This is a genomic window from Maricaulis alexandrii, from assembly GCF_005871165.1.
GTDB classification, from domain to species: Bacteria; Pseudomonadota; Alphaproteobacteria; order Caulobacterales; family Maricaulaceae; genus Maricaulis; species Maricaulis alexandrii.
Window position 1 is genome coordinate 118,852 of the sequence record NZ_SWKP01000008.1, and the last position, 20,295, is coordinate 139,146.

Genomic DNA, 20,295 nt, shown 5'->3' on the forward strand with positions numbered 1-20,295 from the left:
CATGCGGAATGTTGAAGCGTATCAGTCCTGCGTGAGCGTGAGGTCCATCTGGGCCAGACGATAGCGGCCGAGATAATCGCCAACCCGCAACTGCGCGACCTCGTCGGCATAAGAATCCCGCAGCGAAGCGGCCGCTTCGGCATCCCCCTCGCCGACAGCGATATAGAAGGCACCCCGCAGGCGTTGGCGGCGCACGGCGTCGCTGTCATCCAGGGTTTCGAGACGGGCCAGTTCCCGCCGGGCCGCGTCGAGACGGCCCGTTTGGGTCAGACTGCGGATCCGCAAAGGACCAAAAGCGTGCTTGTGGCTATCCGGCGCCCCCCCGAATTCGGCAAAAAGGGCCTCGGCCGCTTCCAGTTGCGCCAGGGCCGCGCCCGGATTCCCTGCAGCCAGCGACATCGCGCCCTGCAGGGCCCGGGCCTCGGCCAACACGGCGCTGGGCCCCTTGGTGTCGTCCGCGATGGCTTCCACCGCGTCGAGCGCCTCCTGCGCCCCTTCAACTTCGTCCAGAGCGAAGAAGCGCAGATGAGCCACATTCATCAGCGCACGGTCCGTGGAAGAGCGACGCGTCGGGTCCACCTCCATCTGCACGGACACGCTTTGCTCCAGCGCCGCTTCCGCGGCAGCAAACTCTCCCAACGCGCTGTGGTGCACGCCCTTCTCATTGTAGAGGAAGGGGCACCAGAAACAGCCTGTCACTTCCTGGTCGCGGACAATCGCATCCTCCAGCACATTAATGGCTGTGCGCCGGTCCTCAGTATTGCCGCTGGCCACGGCGAGGCTGGAAACCGACGAGGCATGCGAGGCCGAGGCGTAATAGTCCGGGTCCCGCGCCAGCTCCGCTTCCAGGGATGACCGCAGGAGCGGAACCGCTTCCTCATTGCGGTCGACCCCCATATAGGCTCGCGCCAAAAGCGCATCCCGTTCCGCATTCAACTGCTCGATCGACAGGGTGATGTCACGGACCGGCTCCAGGATTTCGAGCATCGCCGTGTAGTCATTGCGGCGCAGGAAGATCGAACCGATCGCCACCAGGCTGTAGGCCACATCGTCCGGATACTCTTCCAAATAGGCGAGATTGGCCTGGGAATATTCGACCAGCTGGTTGCGTACGAAGTCCGGGTCGAGATCATCGGAATCCGCCGAATTGAACACGCTCAGCAGGGCCTGCGCCTGAGCCGCGCCCAGCCGCCCGGAATACTCAGAGGCCTCGAACAGCACTTCCGTCTCCCCAAGCAGCGTATTCGCCCGCTCCGCTTCGGCATTGGCGCGCAGCGCAAACCCTGTGCTCGCCGTGATACCGGCCACCAGGCTGATCAGAAACGCCGCTGCCAGCCCGGCCCCCAGCCGGTGCCGGTCCACCCACCGTGTGAGCCGGTAGCCGGCGCCGCCGCCGCGCGCCTCGACCGGTGCCCGATTGAGAAAATTCCGCAGGTCCGACGCCAACGCTTCTGCGCTGGCATAGCGGTCGGCCGGATCGCTCGCCAGGCTCCGTTCGAGAATGGCCCTGAGGTCTCTTGGCAAATCCGCATCGTCCGGCAGGCTGGCCGAACCATCCTCTGCGCGCTGCGGCGATGAGCCTGTCGCCAACTGCGTCAGCGTGGCGCCCAGGGCAAAGACATCGGCCGCGACCGTGACACCCCGGTCATGCCATTGTTCGGGCGATGCAAAGGCGCGGGTCAGGGGCAGCCGGATCATGGCATCCCCGTCCGCCGCCTCAAGGCTGGTGGCAACACCGAAATCGATCAGTTTCAGCTCGCCATTCGGCGTGACGAGGAGATTGGCCGGTTTGAGGTCACGATGCAGGACCAGTCGGCCATGGGCGTGCGCCACGCCGTCACACGCGGCCAGCATCAGCCTGATGCGACCCTCCAGGCCGAGGCCCTGCTGGTCGGCATGCTCATCGATCGGGACGCCGTCAATGAGTTCCACAACCAGGAACTGGCGCCCATCAGGGGCGCGTCCGCCATCAATGAGCCGGGCAATATTGGGGTGTTCTAGACGGGCCAGGGTTTGCCGTTCGGCCTCGAACTGGCGATGCTCATCATCTGCCTCGACCCGGGTCAGCTTGATCGCTGCCGTCTGGTCGTAATGGCCGTCAGCCCGCCGGGCCCGATAGACTTCGCCCATGCCGCCACTGCCCAGAAACTGCTCGACCGCCCAGGCGCCCAGCCGGTCGCCGTCCTGAAGCGTGCCGGCATCCTCCGCCGCCCACCCGGCGGTGACCAGAAAACTCATGGCACCTTCCATCAGCGCCAGACGGTTTTCGGCGGTCCGCCGATCCTCTTCGCTGTCGAGGCGTTCGGTCAGATGGGCCTTGCGCCGTTGCGGCGGCAGTTTCAGGGCTTCATCAACCACAGTCTCGATGAGTGCGAGCGCAACCGGCATACGGCCCTCCCCCTTGGCAGAAATCGCGTGTTTCAGGCCGTCACGGCAGTCGACAGGCGCGGCTCGATCCAGGCCCGTGCGCGATGCCAGTCACGGCGCACCGTCCGGTCCGTCACGCCCAGCAATTGCGCCGTTTCAGGCTCTGTCAGCCCGGCGAAGAAGCGACAATCTATGACCCGGACGAGGCGCGGGTCCTCTTGCAGCAATTCCTGCAGCAGCCTGGACAGGTCCACGACAACATCCAGCCGGTCCACGGTGTCGGGACCGGCCACATCATCATCGAGCTCGACACGAATGGCGTCGCCGCCGCGCTTCTGGGCCAGGCGGGCCTTGGCATGATCCGTCACGACATGCCGCATCGCCAGCACCGCAGCCCGCCGGAAATGGTCCTCCGACTGCCAGGGGCCGCCCGTGCGCAGTTTCAGATAGGTGGAGTGCAAGAGGTCGCCCGTCAGGAATGTATCGCGACCAGGACGGCGGCGGCGGACTTTCCGCGCCATCGCAACCAGCTCGTCATAATGGCACTGGAACAGGTGGTTGGCGTCGCTGACCGTGGTGGCGCTCCAGCCGCAATCCTGCCCCCCCGGTCCGGCATGTCCGGTTTTCTCACTCGTCATCGTTAGACCCGTTGAACCCAATCACGTTCGACCGCCCCTCGCTCAGTAGCGGTTGAATACTGGTGCAACCTCCGGCGCAGAGCAAGACAGGCCGGAAAGACAGGAGGGGGCGACGGAGCGATCCGTCCTTCATCCCGCAAGGACCGGGCGCACACCCATCCATGCAGGACGTCCAAACAAAGGGGACAATGATGAAAGCGATACTGCACTCAATCCTCGCTGCCGGTGCCTTGTTCGGCGCGGCAGCCCAGGCTGACGATTTCGACGGTGTCTGGGACACATCCTTCGGCGAAGTTCGCATCCAGGAACGCGCCGGAGCCTTTTGCGGCGAGTACGGAACCGTCGGCTTTGTGGCCGGATATACCAATGGGGTTTTCGCCCGCGGTGTGTTCGTCCATGCCGATCAGGACACGGGAACGCTCGACAACAAGCGGAATAATCGCGGCATCTTCCAGTGGGTTCAGTCCACGGATGGCGCCTTCAACGGTCAATGGCTGTGGGGGACGCAGGTCCGGATGTCGCAGGCCCAGCCGTGGAATGGGCAGCGCAGCAGCGAAACACGTCCGTCCGGATCACAATGGCGGCGCAATGCGGGCCACTGCCTGGGCTATTTGTCCAACCTTCCCGATGCGGCGCACGACTGGATGCGCGTCGCTCGCGACATGGAGCGCCCGTCTTCGCCGGCCCCGGCTCCCACCCCTCAGCCGCCAACCCCCGAACCGCAACCGGAACCCCAACCGTCCGGACCGCCCATCCCCAGCCATGTCGACACGAGCAACTTCTCGGACTGCGAGATGAGTGCGGCCAATGAAAACATTCTGATCTGCACCATGCCGACAGGCCGGCGCGAGCGCCGCGCGCTCGACTTGAGTCTCTGCCAGGACGGTTCTGTTGAGCCGGCACCTTGGTCCAATGCCATCATCTGTGCAGCCCGGGATGTCGCCGGTTCCTATTCGCGTTCCTGCGACCGGATGAGCGTGAGCGGAAGCCCTGTGGGCGATGCCGCCCCCAGGACGACCCGCAACTCTTACGTCACCGAATGCGCGGGCCCGACCATGCGCATGTTGGGGGAAGGCCCTTCACGCACGCTGGTCAATACCGAAAATCGTGTCGTGTTCTTCATGCGGCAGCGCGACGACCGGCGTTACCGCAATTTCTATCGCGCCAGTGCGTGCGCGTCCCGCCAGTTCTGGAACGAGAACGGCTATCTGCGTTGCAGCGGCAATTGATCCGGCTTGCGCCAACCCTTCCGAACTCACTTTGGAGGACATGATGTCCATTCACTTTTCCAAACCGGCCAGCTGGCTCATGGCGGCCTTCGCGGCCATGGGTCTGTCAGCCACGGCGCTCGCCGATTGCCGCGACACGATCGAGCTCTCGGCCGAACCGGCAGACCGGGAAATCACACACCGGGACGCCGAAGCCGGGCTCTATCGATACCTGTCTGAGTCGCTTGTCCTGTGTGCCGGTTACGGCCTCGAACACGGGCAAGTCCTGCTGATCCGCGTCGAGGACCGGCGCCTTGCCGATGTCCACCTGTCCGCGGGCTTCCGGCTGCCATCCCGCTCACGCGACACCCTGGCCGGACTGCTCGGCCAGGCGAGTGACGATGAGGGGCGCGCCTTTCCGGGCGACAACTTCTTTCCGGGGGACAATTTCTTCCCCGGAGACAACTTCTTCCCGGGTGACAATTTCTTCCCCGGAGACAATTTCTTCCCCGGCGACAATTTCTTTCCGGGCGACAATTTTGAGCCCGGAACGCCTCTCACGGCGGACATGCGGGACGCCATTCTGGGCGACGCGCCCAGCGACCTCGCCGCCCTCACCGAGCGCAGCATCCGCCAGGCCCGTCTCAATGACGGCCTGATCATCGCGGTGATCGACGCCAGCGGGGACCTGCCCTCCCGCGCGGTCATCCTGCCGCTGCGGTCCCGGCGCTGAACCCACCCCGAAAGGAGACACAACCATGTTGCTGACAACCCTGACCCTGTCGCTTCTCATCCAGACGACACCCGACCTCACCGCCATCCCGGACCACCGCGCCACGGCCCAGGTCTCGATGCAGGATGCCACGCACGAGATCGAGGTGCGCGCCTCGGGATCCTGGACCCGGATGACCCTTCCGGCAGGCCTGTCCGGCGCGCCCTACGCGCATGTCATGCTGCTGGACTATGATACGGGCGACGCCGCGATTTTCCCGGTCGGGCGTGATGTGCCCGACAGCTCGCGCACCATTCTGCGCCTGTCACCGGACCGCACGCCCATGGCCGATATCGGCTTTCGGGCTCCGGACATGCCGGCCCGGGGCCAGACCCTGAGCATTGCGGGGGAGACCTGCACCGACCACGTCCAGGACACCCAGAATGCCTACGGCGAAATCGTCCGCGCGGCGGCCTGCTTCACGCCGGACGGCATCCTTCTGCGGCAGGCCGTGGATGGCGAGGTCCTCTACCAGGTGACCGCGATCGAACGCGCGCCGCAATCACCGGCCCTGTTCGAGACGCCCCAGGGCTATCTGGACCTCGACATGGGCGGGATGGCCGCCGTGCCGGCCGGCGAGGATGAGGAGGCCGGCGTCCTGAACGGTGTGCTCGGTCGCTATGGCGACCAGGTGCGTGACCAGGCCGACCGCCGAACCGGTGAAGAGGTCGAGGAACGAACCCGGAATGCCCTGAACCGCCTGTTCGGAAACTAGTCCGGCCATCCGGCCCCTCGACGGCCTCCGGCTTGCCCGGACGGACGCTCGCGGGGCCGCCCCACTCATTCATCCACAACGAGACGCTTCCATGAACCACGTTTATCCGAAAGGGATTCAGATCCTGCTGGCCGGCAGCGCGGCCCTCGCCCTCACCGCCTGCCAGTCGGACACGGCGCCCGCTCCGGGAACCGTCCAGATCACCTTCTACGCCCACGAGACCGAAGACGGAGTCTGCGAACCCCGGCGCGTTGCCCGCGTCAATGTGCCGGAGACCGACCTGTATGCGGTGTACGGGGATGTCCGATTCGTCGACACGCGCGGACAGGGCATGACGCGCCTGCCCCTGCAGTATGTCTTCAACGGCTATGATGACAGCGGGATTGCCGTGTCAGAGGCCCGAACCGGCCTCAACACCGACACGGCCTGTGCCGATCTGCGCATCGACAACATGATTGATCATTGCCTGCTGAATGCCGATCGCCACGCGGAAGCGCCCTGTCCAACGCTGGAATATTCCGGCGAAGGCTTCCACAGCATCAACCTGACACAGGACCGCTCCCAGCTAGGCACCCCACCCGGGGACGGCTGACGCCCCTCAACTCACGCAAACCCCGCAAGCCCCGGCGCGACCAGCGCCGGGGCTGAATTTTTTGGACTGGGGGAATAATGGCGGGGCTGTCAGACAAATGCGCTGCGGTCTCGAAACACCGGATTTGAACCTGCATCAGGACGGAATTGACGCCATTCGCGCAAGGCGCTTGAACGGCCGTCCTCGACGTCGGTGCGTGTTCATGAATGGCGCCGACCTGTTACCGGCGCCAGGACCCTGTTTGGTCAGTCGAAACCAATCCGCATTTGTCGACAGCCGCCGCTGCCTCGCACCCTTGCGAGTCTATCGTCTCTAAAAGGGAAGGCTAACTTGCAGACGCCCGCTGCGGGCCGAGAAGTCACCCTCGCCGAGACCGTTGAAACTGGCTTCGCCGGACAGGAACACGCCGCCGGGCAAGCGCCCGCGCAGGGTGATTCCGGCATCGGCCCGCAAGGCGCCCGTCGAGACCGAATTGCCCTGCTCATCCATCAGGTCGGCCGGATCATAGTCCCAGACACCGCTCAGACTGACACCCGGTTCCCACCAAGTGCCGTCTTGCCGCTCGAACCGGTAGACGAATTCCGGTCCGGCCTCAAAGCGACCGACCGAAACAGTCTGCTCGGGGATATCGATACCCAGGCTGTCGACATAGGCATGCTGGGTCTCCTCGAAATGCGCCAGAGACGCTGAAGGCCGGATCCGCCAGTTATCCGAGCGCCACTCGCCCGTGATGTTGGCGCGCAACATCATCCGCGTCGTCTCGAATTCGTCTTCGTACAGACCCAGCGGATCAACCGTGTTGTCGGACTGCCCCCAAAGAGCCATCACGTCGACAAAGGTTCCATCGGCCACTTCCCAGACAGCGTAAGGACCTGCCATCCAGCCCGCGCCGTCAACACGTGCGCCCCGGATCGCTCCGGCCTCTTCGGCAATGTCGGCTGTCACTTCATCCATCCAGTCGCGCTGGAAGATGAGACCGACCAGGGATGCCTCATTCAGCTGCCAGTCGACGCCAAACTGCAACAGACCGAAATCGCTCGACACGTCCGCACCGTCACGCGTGTCCGACAGCGCGCTGAAGTCCGCACGCATCCAGACATCAAACGACGTGCCCGCAGCGTCGGGGTCCAGCGTCACGCCCGGCATTTGCGGACGGCTTTGCTTCACGTGATTGCGAATGCCGGCCAGATTGGTCTGCATGGACATGACACTGCGCCCGCCCTGGATGTCCGCGCTGAAGCTGCCCGGCGACGAGGCCGTCCGGTCGCGCAAGCGCTGGGTCAGGTCCGGCGCGCCAGACAGGATGCGATCGGCGCGACGAACCATGAAGTTGTTGATGGTCCGCATGGTCGCCAGCCGGACCGCTTCCTCGTCACGCGTGTTATTGAAGGTACACACGATGGACTCGTTCGGATCGAGATCGATGTCCACACGCCCCGTACCCAGATCGATATTCGATCCGCCATCCAGGTCGCCGGAGCAGGAAATGTCGTCCAAGCGCCAGCCGGCCGGCAGGGCCTGCGTGACGTCATAGGCGCCGAACCGGGTCTCGACGATGGCCGAAGCCGCATAGCCTTGGCTGGTCGTCAGTTCGAGCCCGTCAAGCGCCGCCAGGGAAGAGGCGAAGACAAAGGTCTCGTCGCGCTGGACCCCACCGGGCGTTGTCGACACCAGCTGGATCGTGCCGAAACGCTCCTCGATCGTGACTGTCAGCGGAATCTCCACGACAATACTGTCGCCCTCGGCCCGCGCACGGGTGTTCGGTCCTTTCGCCGCAGCGGCGCCTGAGGTCTCGTTGATGATCGAGATAATGCCTGTGTACTCACCCGGTTCCAGATCATTCGCGGCCTCCAGAATCGCGATGTTCAGCTCGATCGCGCCCAGCGACGGGATGGTGCCGGACGCAGGATCAACCGCGATCCAGGGCACATCCACCTCGACCCGGAACTGGATCTCCTGACTGCCCGGATTTGTGATCGTCGCCTGCGCCGAGATGTCCGTGACATTCTCCACATCATCGTCGATGACGACTGACACCTCTATGGGACGCGATATCGCCTCGATAGCGGCGTCCACGGCCGCGCTCTCATTGCCGGCGGCATCCTGTGCGGCGGCATCGGCAACGCTGACGACGATGTCACCCAGCGTTGCCGGCGTGATCGTCGCGGCGAAGACCTGATTGCTCTCGCTGGCAAAATCGGACACGGCACCATTCGACACGCTGATGTCCGACGCCTCAAAACCCGTCACATCTTCAGAGAATTCGAAGCGTGCCGTGAACGCGCCCTCTGTCTCCTCGCCCGGCAGGACGATCGACAGGACCGGCGCAGTCGAGTCGCTGCTAACAACCAGGGTGCCGGCCGCAGTGCTGTCATTGCCGGCACTGTCCTGTGCCGCGCCAGCCGCGATATCAATCGTCACATCGCCGTCATCGTCCGGCGTGATCAGCACGGTGAACACCTCGCCATCACCGTCCAGGCCCGAGGCCGTACCATTGCTGATGACCAGATCGTCCAGGGCAAAGCCGGTAACCGTCTCGGCAAAGCTCACCGTCAGCGTGAACGGGCCGGACAGAACTCCATCCTCAGCCACAGACAGGGTGACCGCCGGCGGCGTCGCGTCGGTCTCGATTGAGAACGGCTCCGAAGCCGTATTGCCATTGCCCGCACTGTCCTGCGCGCTGTCAGCCGCGAGTTCGATGGTGACCGTGCCATCGCTCTCCGGCGTGATCTCGGCGGTATAGGTGTCACCGGAACCGGTCAGCTCTGCGGCCGTTCCGTTGGTCACGAGAAGTTCGGTCAGTTCGAGCCCGGTCACATCCTCCGAGAAGATCAGGGTCACCAGGAAGGAACCCGACACCGGAGCGTCGACGCCGGACGTGATCACCACACTTGGCGCGGTGCCGTCACTTTCGATGGACAATTGCGTTGCCGCACTATTGCCATTGCCGGCCGCATCCTTCGCCGCATCGGCGCCGACCTCGATCGTCACAGCACCGTCAGCCGCCGGCGTGATGTCGGCTGTGTAGATGTTGCCGGATCCCGCCAAATTCGCAGCAGAGCCATTGCCGACACGGATGTCCGACGCGGCAAAGCCGGAAACGGACTCAGAGAAGGTGAAGGTCGCCGTGAAAGCGCCCGAGACCGGGTCGCTGGACGCTGTGGAAATCGTCACGGTCGGCGCTGTCTGGTCATTCTCGATCGAGAACTGATCGGCGGCCGTATTGCCGTTTCCGGCATCATCCGCAGCCGCATCCGCCGCAACGTCCACCGTCACCGTGCCGTCCGCAGACGGCGTGACCGTCATTTCAAAGTCTGTGGAGCTGGACCCGACGAAATCCGAGATGACGCCATTGCCCACCGAGACGTCATCCACGGTAAAGCCCGAAACGCTTTCGGAGAACTGGATCAACACGTCGAAAGCGCCAGACACCGGTCCGGTCGAGGTCGAGCTGATCGACACCGACGGCGTCGTGCCGTCATAGGTCACCTCCAGGTCGTTGGAGGTTACATTGCCATTGCCAGCCGCATCGTTGGCGAGACCGCTTCCCAGGCCGACGATCACAGTACCATTGGTCACCGGATTGATCGTCATCGTGTAGACCGAGCCGCTCGAGGCGGTGAAGTCGGTCACGGTGGCATTGGTCAGGCTGAGATCACCTGCATCAAAGCCGGTGACATCCTCCGAGAAGGTTGCCGTCGCGGTGAAGGCTTCCGACACCAGGGCGGCGGCGTCCGTCGAGAACACGATGGTCGGTGCGGTTTCATCATTCTCGATGGAGAATTGCGTCGCCGCACTATTGCCATTGCCGGCCGCATCCTCGGCCGCATCGGCGCCGACATCGATCGTCACAGCACCGTCAGCCGCCGGCGTGATGTCGGCTGTGTAGAGGTCGCCAGACCCCGCAAAATTGGAGGCAGAGCCATTGCCGACACTGATGTCCGACGCGGCAAAGCCGGAAACGGACTCAGAGAAAGTGAACGTCGCCGTGAATATGCCCGAGACCGGGTCGCCCGCAGACGTCGAAATCACAACGGAGGGCAGGCTGACATCGCTCTCGATCGAGAACTGCGTGGCCGCGGAATTGCCATTGCCGGCGGCGTCCTCGACGGCATTGAAGTCCAGATCCACGGTCACCGCACCGTCTGCAGACGGCGTGATGTCGGCCGTATAGGTATCGCCGGACCCCTGGAGATTGGAGGCGGTGCCATTGCCGACCGCAATCTCATCCACGGCAAAACCGGTCACATCTTCGGTGAAGGTGAAGGTGACGGAAAAAGCACCGGTCACCGGTTCCACGGCCGAGCTGGTGATCGTGACCTCCGGCGCGGCTGTGTCGACCTCGACCGAGTACACATCCATGGCCGTGTTGGCGTTGCCCAGCTGGTCGGTGAAAACGCCGGCAGGCAGGGTCAGCGTCAGCGTGCCCGGGCCGTCGGGCATGAGCGTGACCAGAGCGCCGACAACCGAACCATTGTCTTCGATCATTTGCAGATCGGTCAGCGTGGCATTGCTCAAGACCAGGTCGCTGAATTCGAATCCGAGGGGGGCTTCCCCCCACAAGATTTGGAGTTCGAGACTGTCTCCCGTCACCGACCCGCTGGGCGGATAGCTCAGCGCCGGTGCCGGCCCGGTTTCATCATTGATGACATGGAGGGAATTGCTGTCCTCAGAGCCGTTACCGGCGGCATCCTCGGCCGCATCATTGCCCAGATAGACATAGACGTCGCCATCGGCGTCAGGCGTGATCGTGACGGAATATGTCGTCCCCGACCCGCTGAGATTGCTGGCGGTCGCATTGAGAAGATCGAAGTCCGACAGTTCGAGTCCGGTCACGGCCTCGCTGAACTCCACATCCACCGTGAAACTGCCGCTGACATAGTCATTGGTCACAAAATTGACGGTCTGCGAAGTGCCATCACTCGTGCTCAGACTGACCGTCGGTGCCTCATAATCGGTCTCAACGGAGAATTGCGACGCCGCCAGGCTGGCATTGCCCGCCGCGTCCTGTGCGGCTGCAGCCGGCACATCGATCGTCAACGTACCGTCCGTGGAGGGCACGATCAGTGCCGTGTAGACCGACGCGCTCACCGTGGAGAACGTGGACACACCGCCGCCGCTGACACTGATGTCCAACTGGTCGAAATCCGTCACATCCTCGGAGAAGGTGAAGGTCGCGGTGAAATTGCCGGAGATGGCCGGCATGCCACCGTTCGAGATCGTCAATGTCGGACCGGCGGAATCACTTTCATAACTGACTTGCGGCGCCGCCGTATTGCCGTTCCCGGCCACATCCTGAACGCCATCGGCCGGGAAAATCACGGTCACCGTGCCGTCTGCATCGGGTGTGATCTGGAAGGTGTAGAAAGTGCTCGTGACCGGGGTCAGATTGCTGGCCGTGCCGTTGGTGACGGAAATATCGTCCACGGTCAGATCGACAACGGATTCGGAGAAGACCAGCGAGACACTGGCGACGCCACTCGTCGCCGTGTCCGGCGCGTCCAGGCTCACCGTCGGCACGGTTCCGTCAAACGTCACGGACAGGGTGTTGCTGTCCAGGCTGTCAAAGCCGGCCGCATCCTGGGCCGCGCCCGAGCCGAGTGAAATATCGATTTCACCATCGGCAGCCGGTGTGATGCTGACCGTATAGGTCGTACCGGAACCGGTCAGATTGCCGGCCGTGCCGTTGGAGACCACGAAATTCCCGGCCGTCAGCCCCGTGACTGCCTCGGTGAACTCGACATCGACCGTGAAGGGTGCCGTGACATAATCCGGCGAAGACGGATTGCCCGGTGTCTTCGCGCTGTCCGACGTACTCAGCGTGACGCCGGGCGCATAGAAATCCGCCTCGATCGTGAACTGGGTCGCAGCGGTATTGCCATTCCCGGACCCGTCTTCCGCAACATCAGCCGCCACATCGACGGTGACCGTGCCTTCGTCATCCGGTGATATGTCAGCCGTGTAAGTGTCTCCCGAACCGGCGAAATTGGACGCAGAACCATTGCCCACCACTATATCGCCGAGCACGAAGCCCGTGACATCCTCGGTGAAGGTGAAGGTGACAGAGAAAGCGCCCGTCACCGGGTCCGACGCCCCGCTGGAAATCGTGACATCCGGGCTTGTTACGTCGTTCTGCACGACGATGGCGTTGTTGTTCGTGCCGGTCGGCGTGGTGTTGACCAAAGCATTACCGGCCTTGTCGGTGATGGTGACACCACTGGCGAGGGACAGTTCCACCGTTGCATTCAGATTGGCCATGTCCCCACCGGCCAGAGAGATCTCGTAACTATCGTCTGAGACATGGCTGGCGGTCGGTGTCGCCGTGGTGCCGGTCACCGAAAAGTCCGCGCCGGAGATGCTCGTCGTGTCGAGATTTTCGCTGAATGTCACAGCCCAGGACACCGCATCGGCACTTGTCGGCGTGGACGTTCCCGGAAACAGGGCGATGCTCGAGACGGTCGGCGCCGTATTGTCCACCGTATAGCTGCGTTCATTCGCGCCGGTCGGCGTGCCGGTGGAAAGCACATTGCCGTACTCGTCCGCGACACCGCCGACCAGATTGATCAAGACCTCGCCGTCCAGACCGGCCAGGTCACCGCCACTGGCCGTCACAGTGAAGCCCGTGGAGTAGCGGGACACTGAAAGCGTCGCCGTCGTCCCGGTCAGCACGAAATTGGAAGCATCCAGATCGAAGCCTCCGGAAATCGAGCTGAACGCAAAGTCCCAGGTCAGCGTATCGGCATTGGTGAATTCATCGGTCGGGGATTGGCGCGTCAATGAGGCCAGAACCGGTGCCTGACTGGAGAGCGTATAGGTCTCATCCGTCGCCGGCTCGCCGGCCCCCAGCGCATTGCCCGTAGTGTCCGTGATGTTCTGCCCCGATGCCAGATTGAGGCCCACAGTTCCCGTCAGGGCGGCCAGGTCTCCACCGGACACGGTCAGCGTATAGCTGTCACCCGACCCGGCGATCACGCCGGTCGCGGTGGTGCCGGTGATCTCGAAATCATCGGCCGAGACATTGCTGACGCTTTCATCAAAGGTGATGTCGAAAACCAGCGTGTCGGCATTGGTATTTTCGCTCGAAGGCGTGTTGCGGGCAAAGGCCGTCAGCGTCGGGGCTGTCGCATCCGTCGCCGTCAGCGTGTCAGAGGCCGAGCCACTATTGCCGAGCGACGAGGTGAGATCGCCACTCGTATTGGCATAACTGCCGCTGGCGCTGGCTGTGACGTCCGCACCGACCGTACAGCTGGAATCAGCCGTAACAGCGCCTCCGGTATAGCTGATCGTGCCGCTACCAGCCGTCGCTGTCAGCGTGCCCCCCGTACAGGTCGTCGACGCGTTCGGCGGGGTTGCGATGACGACACCGGACGGCAGGTTGTTGGTGAAATCGAGCGCTGTGGCATCGAAGCTGTTGCCCACATTGTCGATGGTGAAAGTCAGTGTCGACGTGCCGCCCTCGGCGATGGAGTCCGGCGAGAAGGCGGCCGAGAAGCCCGGAGCTTCGGTCGCGGAACCACTGACCCGGATGTCGTAATTGGCCTCATCTGCATCATCGCTGACAATGTCGAGGTCGAAGGAGAACCCGCCGGCACTGGCCGGCGTGTAAGTGACCGTAAAGGTTGCCGTGCCGCCCCCGGACGCGACCGTAGACGCGCTGAAAGAACCGACCGTCACGGAGCCGCTGATATTGGACGTGTTTGACGCCGACGCGCTGGTCAGGTTCAGCGTGTCCGATCCCGAATTGGTAATGGTGTAGGTGACCGTTTTCGCTGTTCCGGCCGGCTCAGCACCATGCAGGTCAATATTGTCATCGGCCACCGCGCCGCCTTCCGAAGACGAGATGGCGATTTCGGGCCGCTGAGCGTCGACCGTGAAGCTCGTTATCGCGATGGCGGAAGCCGCATTGCCGGCAGTATCCGTGACCGTCACGGTACAATTGGCGTAAGTGCCGTCAGCGAGGGCTGAGCTGTTGTCCGTATCGGTCAGCGTGATGGTCTGATTGCCGGTCGACGAGATGGTGGTCGACGAGCTGGTGCCACAACTCCCGCCCATCGCGAAGACGCCAGTCTCGTTCGTCGTGAAGGTATAGTTCGGCGTGCTGTCGCTCGTCGGCGAGGAGACCGCAGACACCTCCGACGTGGTCGGCTGGGTCGTGTCCAGGGTCAGTGCCAGCCCGCTCGAGGCCGAAGAGGTGTTGCCCGCAGCGTCGGTCGCTGTTGCTGTCAGCGTGTTGGATCCCGAGGTCAGCGTGCTGGCCGTGATGGACCAATTGCCGGATCCGTCCGCAGTCGTCGATCCCACGACGCCATCCACATTGGAACTCAGGATGACGGTGCTGGAGGCTTCGGACGTACCGGTCAGGGTCGGGGTCGTGTCATTGGTGATATTGTCGGTGCTGCTGCTGCCGCTGTCCGACGCGGCCGACAGATCAGGCGCCGACGGTGCGCTCGGGACTGTCGTATCGATCACAATGGCCAGGCCGCTCGAGGCCGCCGAGGTGTTGTTGGCACCATCCGTCGATGTCGCGGTCAGCGTGTGGCTGGTCGCTGTAAGCGTGCTGGCCGTGATCGACCAATTGCCTGATCCGTCCGAAGTCACAGACCCGATGGCCCCATCGACGTTGGAGAGCAGCGAGACCGTGACATTGGCGTCCGCGGTCCCGGTAATCGTCGGTGTCGTGTCGTTCGTGATGTTGTCCGTGCTGCTGGAGCCGGTGTCCGAGGCGCTCTCCAGATCCAGATTTGCCGGAACGCTGGGTGCATCCCGATCCACCGTATGGGTCGAACCGGATGTGTATGCCGCGACATAGCCGTTCGTGCCGTTTCCGTTCCCGGTGTCGTCGGTGATGTTGGTTGAGCCGTCCAGATCGAGCCGGATCGTCCCGGTCCCGGTGATCGAACCGACCGTGACGGTAATCGGGTCGCCACTGGACGCCGACACTGAGGACACGGAGCCTGTCGCCGTTCCCGACGCGGTCGTGACCGTGAAGTCGTCCGTCGACACATTGTTGGCGGTCTCATCGAAATCGACGACGAAGGACATGCTGGTGGCGTTTGCCGCCGGTGAGCCGGAGACGGTGATGGAAGAGACGGCGGGCGGGTCTGTATCGCCGGCCGCACCGATATCCGAGATGATGATTTCACCGATCGGCGCTGCACTACCCCGGCTGGCCTGAGTGAAGCGCAAGCCGTACGCACCATCAAAATCGGTATTGCTGCTGAGCGTGTTCAATCCATCGCTCAACGCAACAGGGGAGCCTACAGGCGTGTTGGTGGCATCCAGAGCCTGCACCGACGTGCCCGTTGCCGCCGACACCCAGATGGAGGTCAGGTTGAAGCTCGTGCCCGCGCGAAGATCGCCATAGTCGAAATCGCCTGTGCCGGAGTTGAAACGCAACCACCCCCCTGAAGGGGCACCGGACAGCGTGGACGTTCCCAAGCGGACGCGATTCGTACATCCCGTGGCGTCGCTGGTGACCGAGACAATAGTCCAGCCTTGCGCACTGGCCGTTTCGGTGCCGCAGATTGAGGAATCAATGACAAAGCCGTTGGTGCCGGTTGCAAACGTAGAAGTCGTGCTCGGCTGCGCATGGGCAGCGGTCGACAACATTGCCGCCGACATGACCGCCATGATTGTCGCAGCGGCAGGCCGCCGGACCGACCGGACTCCTTGCGCCAGCCAGGACTGCATGCCCTGCCAGAATTGAGTCGGTTCAGTTGAGTGTTGGCAGCGCATTGGGGTCCCCGGACATGACTTGGCGGCGTTTTGCGGCACGCACGGAAAACACCTTGAATATGTTTCTGTTTTTCGGCGACCGGAATGCAACGAGCGCCCATCACGACCGACGAACAACACATGCGGGGAGCCGCCGGTACGGCCCGACTGCAAAAGTGCTGGAGCTGAACAGGACCAAAACGCAAACGGTCGGCGCGCGTCAGTGCAGCATGGATTGGACGAACTTGAAGGAAGCCGGTCTCGGGCTGGCCTCGCTTGCGCCAGCCGTCCTGAGCGTTCGCTCCAGTCTCCCTGGTAGGGATGACGGTGCTGTCAGACAAAAAAGGAGCGGGCCCTAAAGTCTGAGTTGAAGCCAAGTCAGGCGGCAAGTCGACGCCGTACGGCCAAGGCTTGGGTGCCGTTTTCCTTGAAATCTTCGCGGCGATAAACGTGGCGTTCAAGTTTGAATTGGTTGTGAACTGGGGATTGGACCGCGGCGAACTTGTGAAGATTTCGCATCGACCTGGACCGGTTCATGACTTTCTCTCGCCGCCGCAATGGCTGATAAGAGTTTTCGGCGCGATTGCAGAGCCACCTCCCGATCGCTTGGAGCCCAGGGCTTCCAAGATTGCGCAACGCTGCCTTGCAGGACGGCAGCTCATCGGTGACGTCCTGATCCGGCGCTCCATATCGCTTCATCGCTTTGCGCAGAAACTTCAGCGCTGCCGCGTTCGTGGAGAAGGTCTTCAAAGCTCCGAAACGACTAAACCGCCATCCCGATCACATGGCGAAGCGCCTCTGACAGAGCCCTCCACGACGCACAGGCGCGCTAACCCGCGGACTATCGGGGGTTTCCGGCGGGCGCCGGTGCCATATCCAGATTTGGAGGGAATAATGGCGGTGGAGGCAGACGGGAGCGAAGTGGTCTCTACCGGTGGGCGTTTCGAAATTAGCTGTCCCGTTCGGCGTCCGACGCGCGACACCGAATCTCGGCAGGTCTCAGGACGATGCCTCCTGGGGCGACTTGATTGCGCAATCTGTCGGTTGGTTTGAGCAGATGCCCACGCTGCAACCGGTTGTGCCCACACTCCCACCGCCTGATAGTCTTGTCGGCATATTCGGTTTATCGATGAGGGGGCTGCGCGCGTGCTGCGTATCGGGTCTGTGTCGATCTGGAGTTTCGAAATGATCAGTGTTCTTGCATCTGCCCTTCTGGCCCTGACTGCCGCAGACCATCACGGCCACCACGGCAACCATCACCAGGCCGAAGAACAGGCCAGCTCTACCGTCGCTGCGGATGTGCGGGCGGCGGACGCCGAAGACCGCACTGCGCTCGTTCGGCATGATGCGCTGACCGAGCTCGGCATGGGCGCGATGATGATGCGCTTCTCAGTGGCCGAAGACGTGGATTTCGATCTGTTTCAGCCTGACGCGGCGCTGACCATCACCGTCATCGGCGGCGAAAATGGCTTCGAGATCATCGCCGCCGAAGCGCGTTCGGAGTAACCTTCCGCGAAATTACGCCCCGCATGGACATAGCCGGGCGAGCCTTCGGCTCGCCCGTTTATGTGCGGTCATCAATCCAGGCGCACCGTCATCGTGGCCTGATCGCTGTGATAATTGCCGTCCGGTGTTTCCGGCAGATCAATCGAAATCGCAGACAGCAGGACCTCGCCGTCCAGCTCAGCTGAAACGGTGAACCTGCCGATCTCGTCTGTCAGCGCGTCGAAATGCCGTCCGTCAGGCGTGTGGATCGTGACCCGATGGCCGGCCAGGGTCTCGCTGTCCTGGTAGAGCGCGAACCGTCGCGCCTCATTCTGCACCGGCACAAATTCAAGCGCCTGGCCCATCGGTGTGAACACGGCCTCTTCGCCGCCTTCACACGTCGCAACGCAGAAGATCGTCTTGGTGAGCTTGGAGTAGCTGCGCATCAGGGCGGGTGAGCCGGGCAGCGCATGAAAGGCCGCCTGCACGTCGGCGTCCGCATCGATCTCCTCGAAGTATACGTCGATGCTTTCCCGAGGAATTTCACCGGATCTTGGATGGGTCGAGACCGCCAATACACCAAGCCCGACGGAAGTGGGTGTGAACCGAATGCCCAACGCAGTCTCGGATTCGGCATAGGAAAGGCCGTCCACGGCAACGCCGCCGACTGTCGCTGATATAAATGCCACCCGGTCCTGGCCCAGACCAAACTGGATGTCCGGATATTCCAGCGCACTGGTCATCGCGATCTCGACAGTCTCTCCGGACGGCCAGATGGCTTCGCGTGAAGCCAGGAAAGTCTTGTGACCGAAGGCAGCAGAACTGGCGAGGAGCGCCGCGAGGCCACCCGCGAATACCGCCTTCATGCGCGGCGAGCGATTGTCAGTTTTCATCGTATTCCCCTCAGTTCTCCGGGCCCGCAGGCCCTTTTCTGTTGGCACTCCAAATTCGCCGAAGCCGGTCTCCGACCGCAGTCTTGAACGCAAGACTTGGTTTTTCCACGAGGCTCCAGGACATGGCGGAGACCAGACACGTGACCGGGACCGCAATGATACCGATCTTCAACGGGTCGGCGTTCGGGTCGAAGAACAGCACCATCTGCATGATCGGATAGTGCCAGATATAGATTCCGTAGGACCAGTCCGGCAGATCCGCGCCGGTCGGCCAGCGATCGAGCGCCGCAAAGGCAACCGCAAACATCGCGGCGGCTATGGCGAGATTCATGAACAGCTCGGCACCAGGATGCTCGCCAAGGGCCAGCCAGAGCGGGACGACCAACAGCAGAGGCCAGGGCAGAATGGGGATGCGATGCCGCCAGGCATGAATGACCATCCCGATCGTGAAGGCCGAGGACAGGCGTGCGGCGCTGGCAATCAGGGCCGGCGCGTCATCCCAGAACAGGCTGATGAGAATATGGGCAGCGGTCGTGACAGCAAACAGGACGAAATGCGCGTGTCGGCCCCATGGCAGGGGCGAGAAGAAGATCAGGGCCGCCGCCACGTAGGCAATGACCTCGTACCGCAGCGTCCAGAGCGTGGCCGAAAATTCACCGCTCCAGGGATGACCTGAAAAGATACCGGCTGGCCCCTGGCTCGTATCAAGGAAGGCAAGAACATTGACCGGAAAGAACCAGGTTTGCGTAGACCCGAAATACTCGGGGACACTCAGTATCGTCACGGCGGGCCCGATAACGAAGACGGCCACGAGGGACAGAACAAGCAGCGCTGGCCACAGACGGAGAGCGCGGGCGGCGACGAACTGGTAGGGGTCCGCGCGGCGCTCAAGACTGTCGGCAATCAGGAAGCCGCTGAGAATGAAAAAGGCGTTCACGGCCGCATAACTGAGCGACCAGCCGTTTATCGCCAGCGGCGGAGGCGGTTCGGGGCCTTGCGTGACGATAATCGCGTGTTCGACTAGCACGGCCGAGGCCAGGACGAGGCGAATCGGGGTCAGGCGATTATGCCGGCTCGTGAAAGCCGAACCGATGGTCTTCAAGCCGAAAATGGGCGCCCTCCCGATGCGATCCTTCACCGGATACGCGGCGGGTCGAGCCTCCCCTCACCTTCGGGTCATTGCCGGCGCTTCGCGATTTCCATCCTCACCAGGCGCTGCATGCGCAGGACCAGCAGGAGAAGTCCGGCCAGTACCGTCACCAGAGCGAAAATCGATGCCGTAATCAGGAGCGGATTATTGAAATTCTCCCGCTCCTCATAGTCCATGATGTGGAGCATCCAGAAGAAGTCGAAGAAGCGCCAGTCATCATTGCGGCGCGCCATCACCAGGCCGGTATCCGGTGAGACATAGATCCGCGTTCCCTCGCCATCAGCAAAGCTGATCCGCCAGGCAGCGCCCGGCCGCCTATACTCCCAGGTCGGGTCCTCGAAATACTCAACCGCAGCGATTTCCGGATCCCCGGCGTAATCGGCACGGGCCAGCTCGATCGCGGTTTCGCGGGAGACCGGCGTGATACGCTCGCCGGTCATGGCATCGACCAACGCGGACGCGCCGTTGTGGGCAATCGCGTTATAGACCGGGCGTCCCTGCCAGGCCTGCAATCTGACTTCCTCGAAGGGCGCGCCGAGATCCAGGTCCGACAATGCCTGGTCAGCGGGTAGCACCGTATTCACATCGATCATCAGCGGCGCTGGCTCGGCCATATTGTGCTCACCGCGGACACGTTCGAGCGGCAAAACGCTCATGACGACACCGCCGGTAATCCAGAGCACGATCTGGATGCCAACGATCAGGGCCAGCCATTTGTGAGCGCGAATTGTCCAGCGAAGCAGCGCTGTCATGAATATCCC

Annotated in this window: 12 protein-coding genes; 5 read left to right on the forward strand and 7 right to left on the reverse strand. The window is 62.9% G+C overall.

Annotation, left to right across the window (positions count from 1 at the left end):
• Window positions 1-21 precede the first annotated feature (21 nt).
• Both FCS99_RS11620 and FCS99_RS11625 read right to left on the reverse strand, forming a co-directional pair.
• Window positions 22-2,388, reverse strand: coding sequence for a serine/threonine-protein kinase (locus tag FCS99_RS11620; RefSeq protein WP_138512716.1), 2,367 nt, complete (start codon window positions 2,386-2,388; stop codon window positions 22-24).
• 32 nt (window positions 2,389-2,420) lie between these two features.
• On the reverse strand, window positions 2,421-3,005 hold the full coding sequence (locus FCS99_RS11625) for an ECF-type sigma factor (protein ID WP_138512718.1): 585 nt from the start codon (window positions 3,003-3,005) through the stop codon (window positions 2,421-2,423).
• Window positions 3,006-3,196: 191 nt separating this feature from the next.
• Here FCS99_RS11625 and FCS99_RS11630 point away from each other — a divergent pair, with 191 nt between their 5' ends.
• From FCS99_RS11630 to FCS99_RS11645, 4 genes are all read left to right on the forward strand, one after another.
• Window positions 3,197-4,234 carry a hypothetical protein gene (locus FCS99_RS11630; protein ID WP_138512719.1) on the forward strand — a complete coding sequence of 346 codons (1,038 nt, stop codon included), beginning with the start codon at window positions 3,197-3,199 and terminating at the stop codon, window positions 4,232-4,234.
• A 43-nt stretch (window positions 4,235-4,277) separates the two neighbouring features.
• Window positions 4,278-4,946, forward strand: a complete 669-nt coding sequence (locus tag FCS99_RS11635; protein WP_138512721.1) for a hypothetical protein — start codon at window positions 4,278-4,280, stop codon at window positions 4,944-4,946.
• 25 nt (window positions 4,947-4,971) lie between these two features.
• Window positions 4,972-5,700, forward strand: a complete 729-nt coding sequence (locus FCS99_RS11640) for an RNA methyltransferase (protein ID WP_138512723.1) — start codon at window positions 4,972-4,974, stop codon at window positions 5,698-5,700.
• A gap of 91 nt (window positions 5,701-5,791) precedes the next feature.
• Entirely contained in the window at window positions 5,792-6,292 is a 501-nt protein-coding gene (locus FCS99_RS11645) for a hypothetical protein (protein ID WP_138512725.1), read from the forward strand.
• A 312-nt stretch (window positions 6,293-6,604) separates the two neighbouring features.
• Here the strand turns inward: FCS99_RS11645 and FCS99_RS11650 are convergent, their stop codons facing one another.
• Complete coding sequence (locus FCS99_RS11650) at window positions 6,605-15,688, reverse strand: Ig-like domain-containing protein (protein WP_171036353.1); 9,084 nt, start codon at window positions 15,686-15,688, stop codon at window positions 6,605-6,607.
• Between the two features lie 696 nt (window positions 15,689-16,384).
• Window positions 16,385-16,756 (reverse strand): DDE-type integrase/transposase/recombinase, encoded by a 372-nt coding sequence (locus FCS99_RS11655; RefSeq protein ID WP_233352786.1) that lies wholly within the window; start codon window positions 16,754-16,756, stop codon window positions 16,385-16,387.
• A 435-nt stretch (window positions 16,757-17,191) separates the two neighbouring features.
• Here FCS99_RS11655 and FCS99_RS11660 point away from each other — a divergent pair, with 435 nt between their 5' ends.
• Window positions 17,192-17,512 carry a copper-binding protein gene (locus FCS99_RS11660; protein ID WP_138512729.1) on the forward strand — a complete coding sequence of 107 codons (321 nt, stop codon included), beginning with the start codon at window positions 17,192-17,194 and terminating at the stop codon, window positions 17,510-17,512.
• Between the two features lie 71 nt (window positions 17,513-17,583).
• Here FCS99_RS11660 and FCS99_RS11665 read toward each other — a convergent pair whose 3' ends face one another.
• The 3 genes from FCS99_RS11665 to FCS99_RS11675 all read right to left on the reverse strand — a co-directional run bounded on the left by FCS99_RS11665 (window position 17,584) and on the right by FCS99_RS11675 (window position 20,286).
• A complete protein-coding gene (locus FCS99_RS11665; protein WP_138512730.1) occupies window positions 17,584-18,384 on the reverse strand; it encodes a DUF4198 domain-containing protein in 801 nt (266 codons plus the stop codon).
• 10 nt (window positions 18,385-18,394) lie between these two features.
• The gene (locus FCS99_RS11670) at window positions 18,395-19,486 is read right to left on the reverse strand and encodes an acyltransferase family protein (RefSeq protein WP_171036354.1); all 1,092 of its coding nucleotides are present in this window, start codon (window positions 19,484-19,486) and stop codon (window positions 18,395-18,397) included.
• A gap of 74 nt (window positions 19,487-19,560) precedes the next feature.
• Entirely contained in the window at window positions 19,561-20,286 is a 726-nt protein-coding gene (locus FCS99_RS11675; protein ID WP_138512734.1) for a PepSY domain-containing protein, read from the reverse strand.
• Window positions 20,287-20,295: the final 9 nt, after the last annotated feature.

What these genes read in the sequence shown, in the direction of transcription:
- FCS99_RS11620 (WP_138512716.1), bottom strand. Translation starts at nt 2,388, where the DNA reads ATGCCGGTTGCGCTCGCACTCATCGAGACTGTGGTTGATGAAGCCCTG.
- FCS99_RS11625 (WP_138512718.1), bottom strand. Translation starts at nt 3,005, where the DNA reads ATGACGAGTGAGAAAACCGGACATGCCGGACCGGGGGGGCAGGATTGC.
- FCS99_RS11630 (WP_138512719.1), top strand. Translation starts at nt 3,197, where the DNA reads ATGAAAGCGATACTGCACTCAATCCTCGCTGCCGGTGCCTTGTTCGGC.
- FCS99_RS11635 (WP_138512721.1), top strand. Translation starts at nt 4,278, where the DNA reads ATGTCCATTCACTTTTCCAAACCGGCCAGCTGGCTCATGGCGGCCTTC.
- FCS99_RS11640 (WP_138512723.1), top strand. Translation starts at nt 4,972, where the DNA reads ATGTTGCTGACAACCCTGACCCTGTCGCTTCTCATCCAGACGACACCC.
- FCS99_RS11645 (WP_138512725.1), top strand. Translation starts at nt 5,792, where the DNA reads ATGAACCACGTTTATCCGAAAGGGATTCAGATCCTGCTGGCCGGCAGC.
- FCS99_RS11660 (WP_138512729.1), top strand. Translation starts at nt 17,192, where the DNA reads ATGATCAGTGTTCTTGCATCTGCCCTTCTGGCCCTGACTGCCGCAGAC.
- FCS99_RS11665 (WP_138512730.1), bottom strand. Translation starts at nt 18,384, where the DNA reads ATGAAAACTGACAATCGCTCGCCGCGCATGAAGGCGGTATTCGCGGGT.
- FCS99_RS11675 (WP_138512734.1), bottom strand. Translation starts at nt 20,286, where the DNA reads ATGACAGCGCTGCTTCGCTGGACAATTCGCGCTCACAAATGGCTGGCC.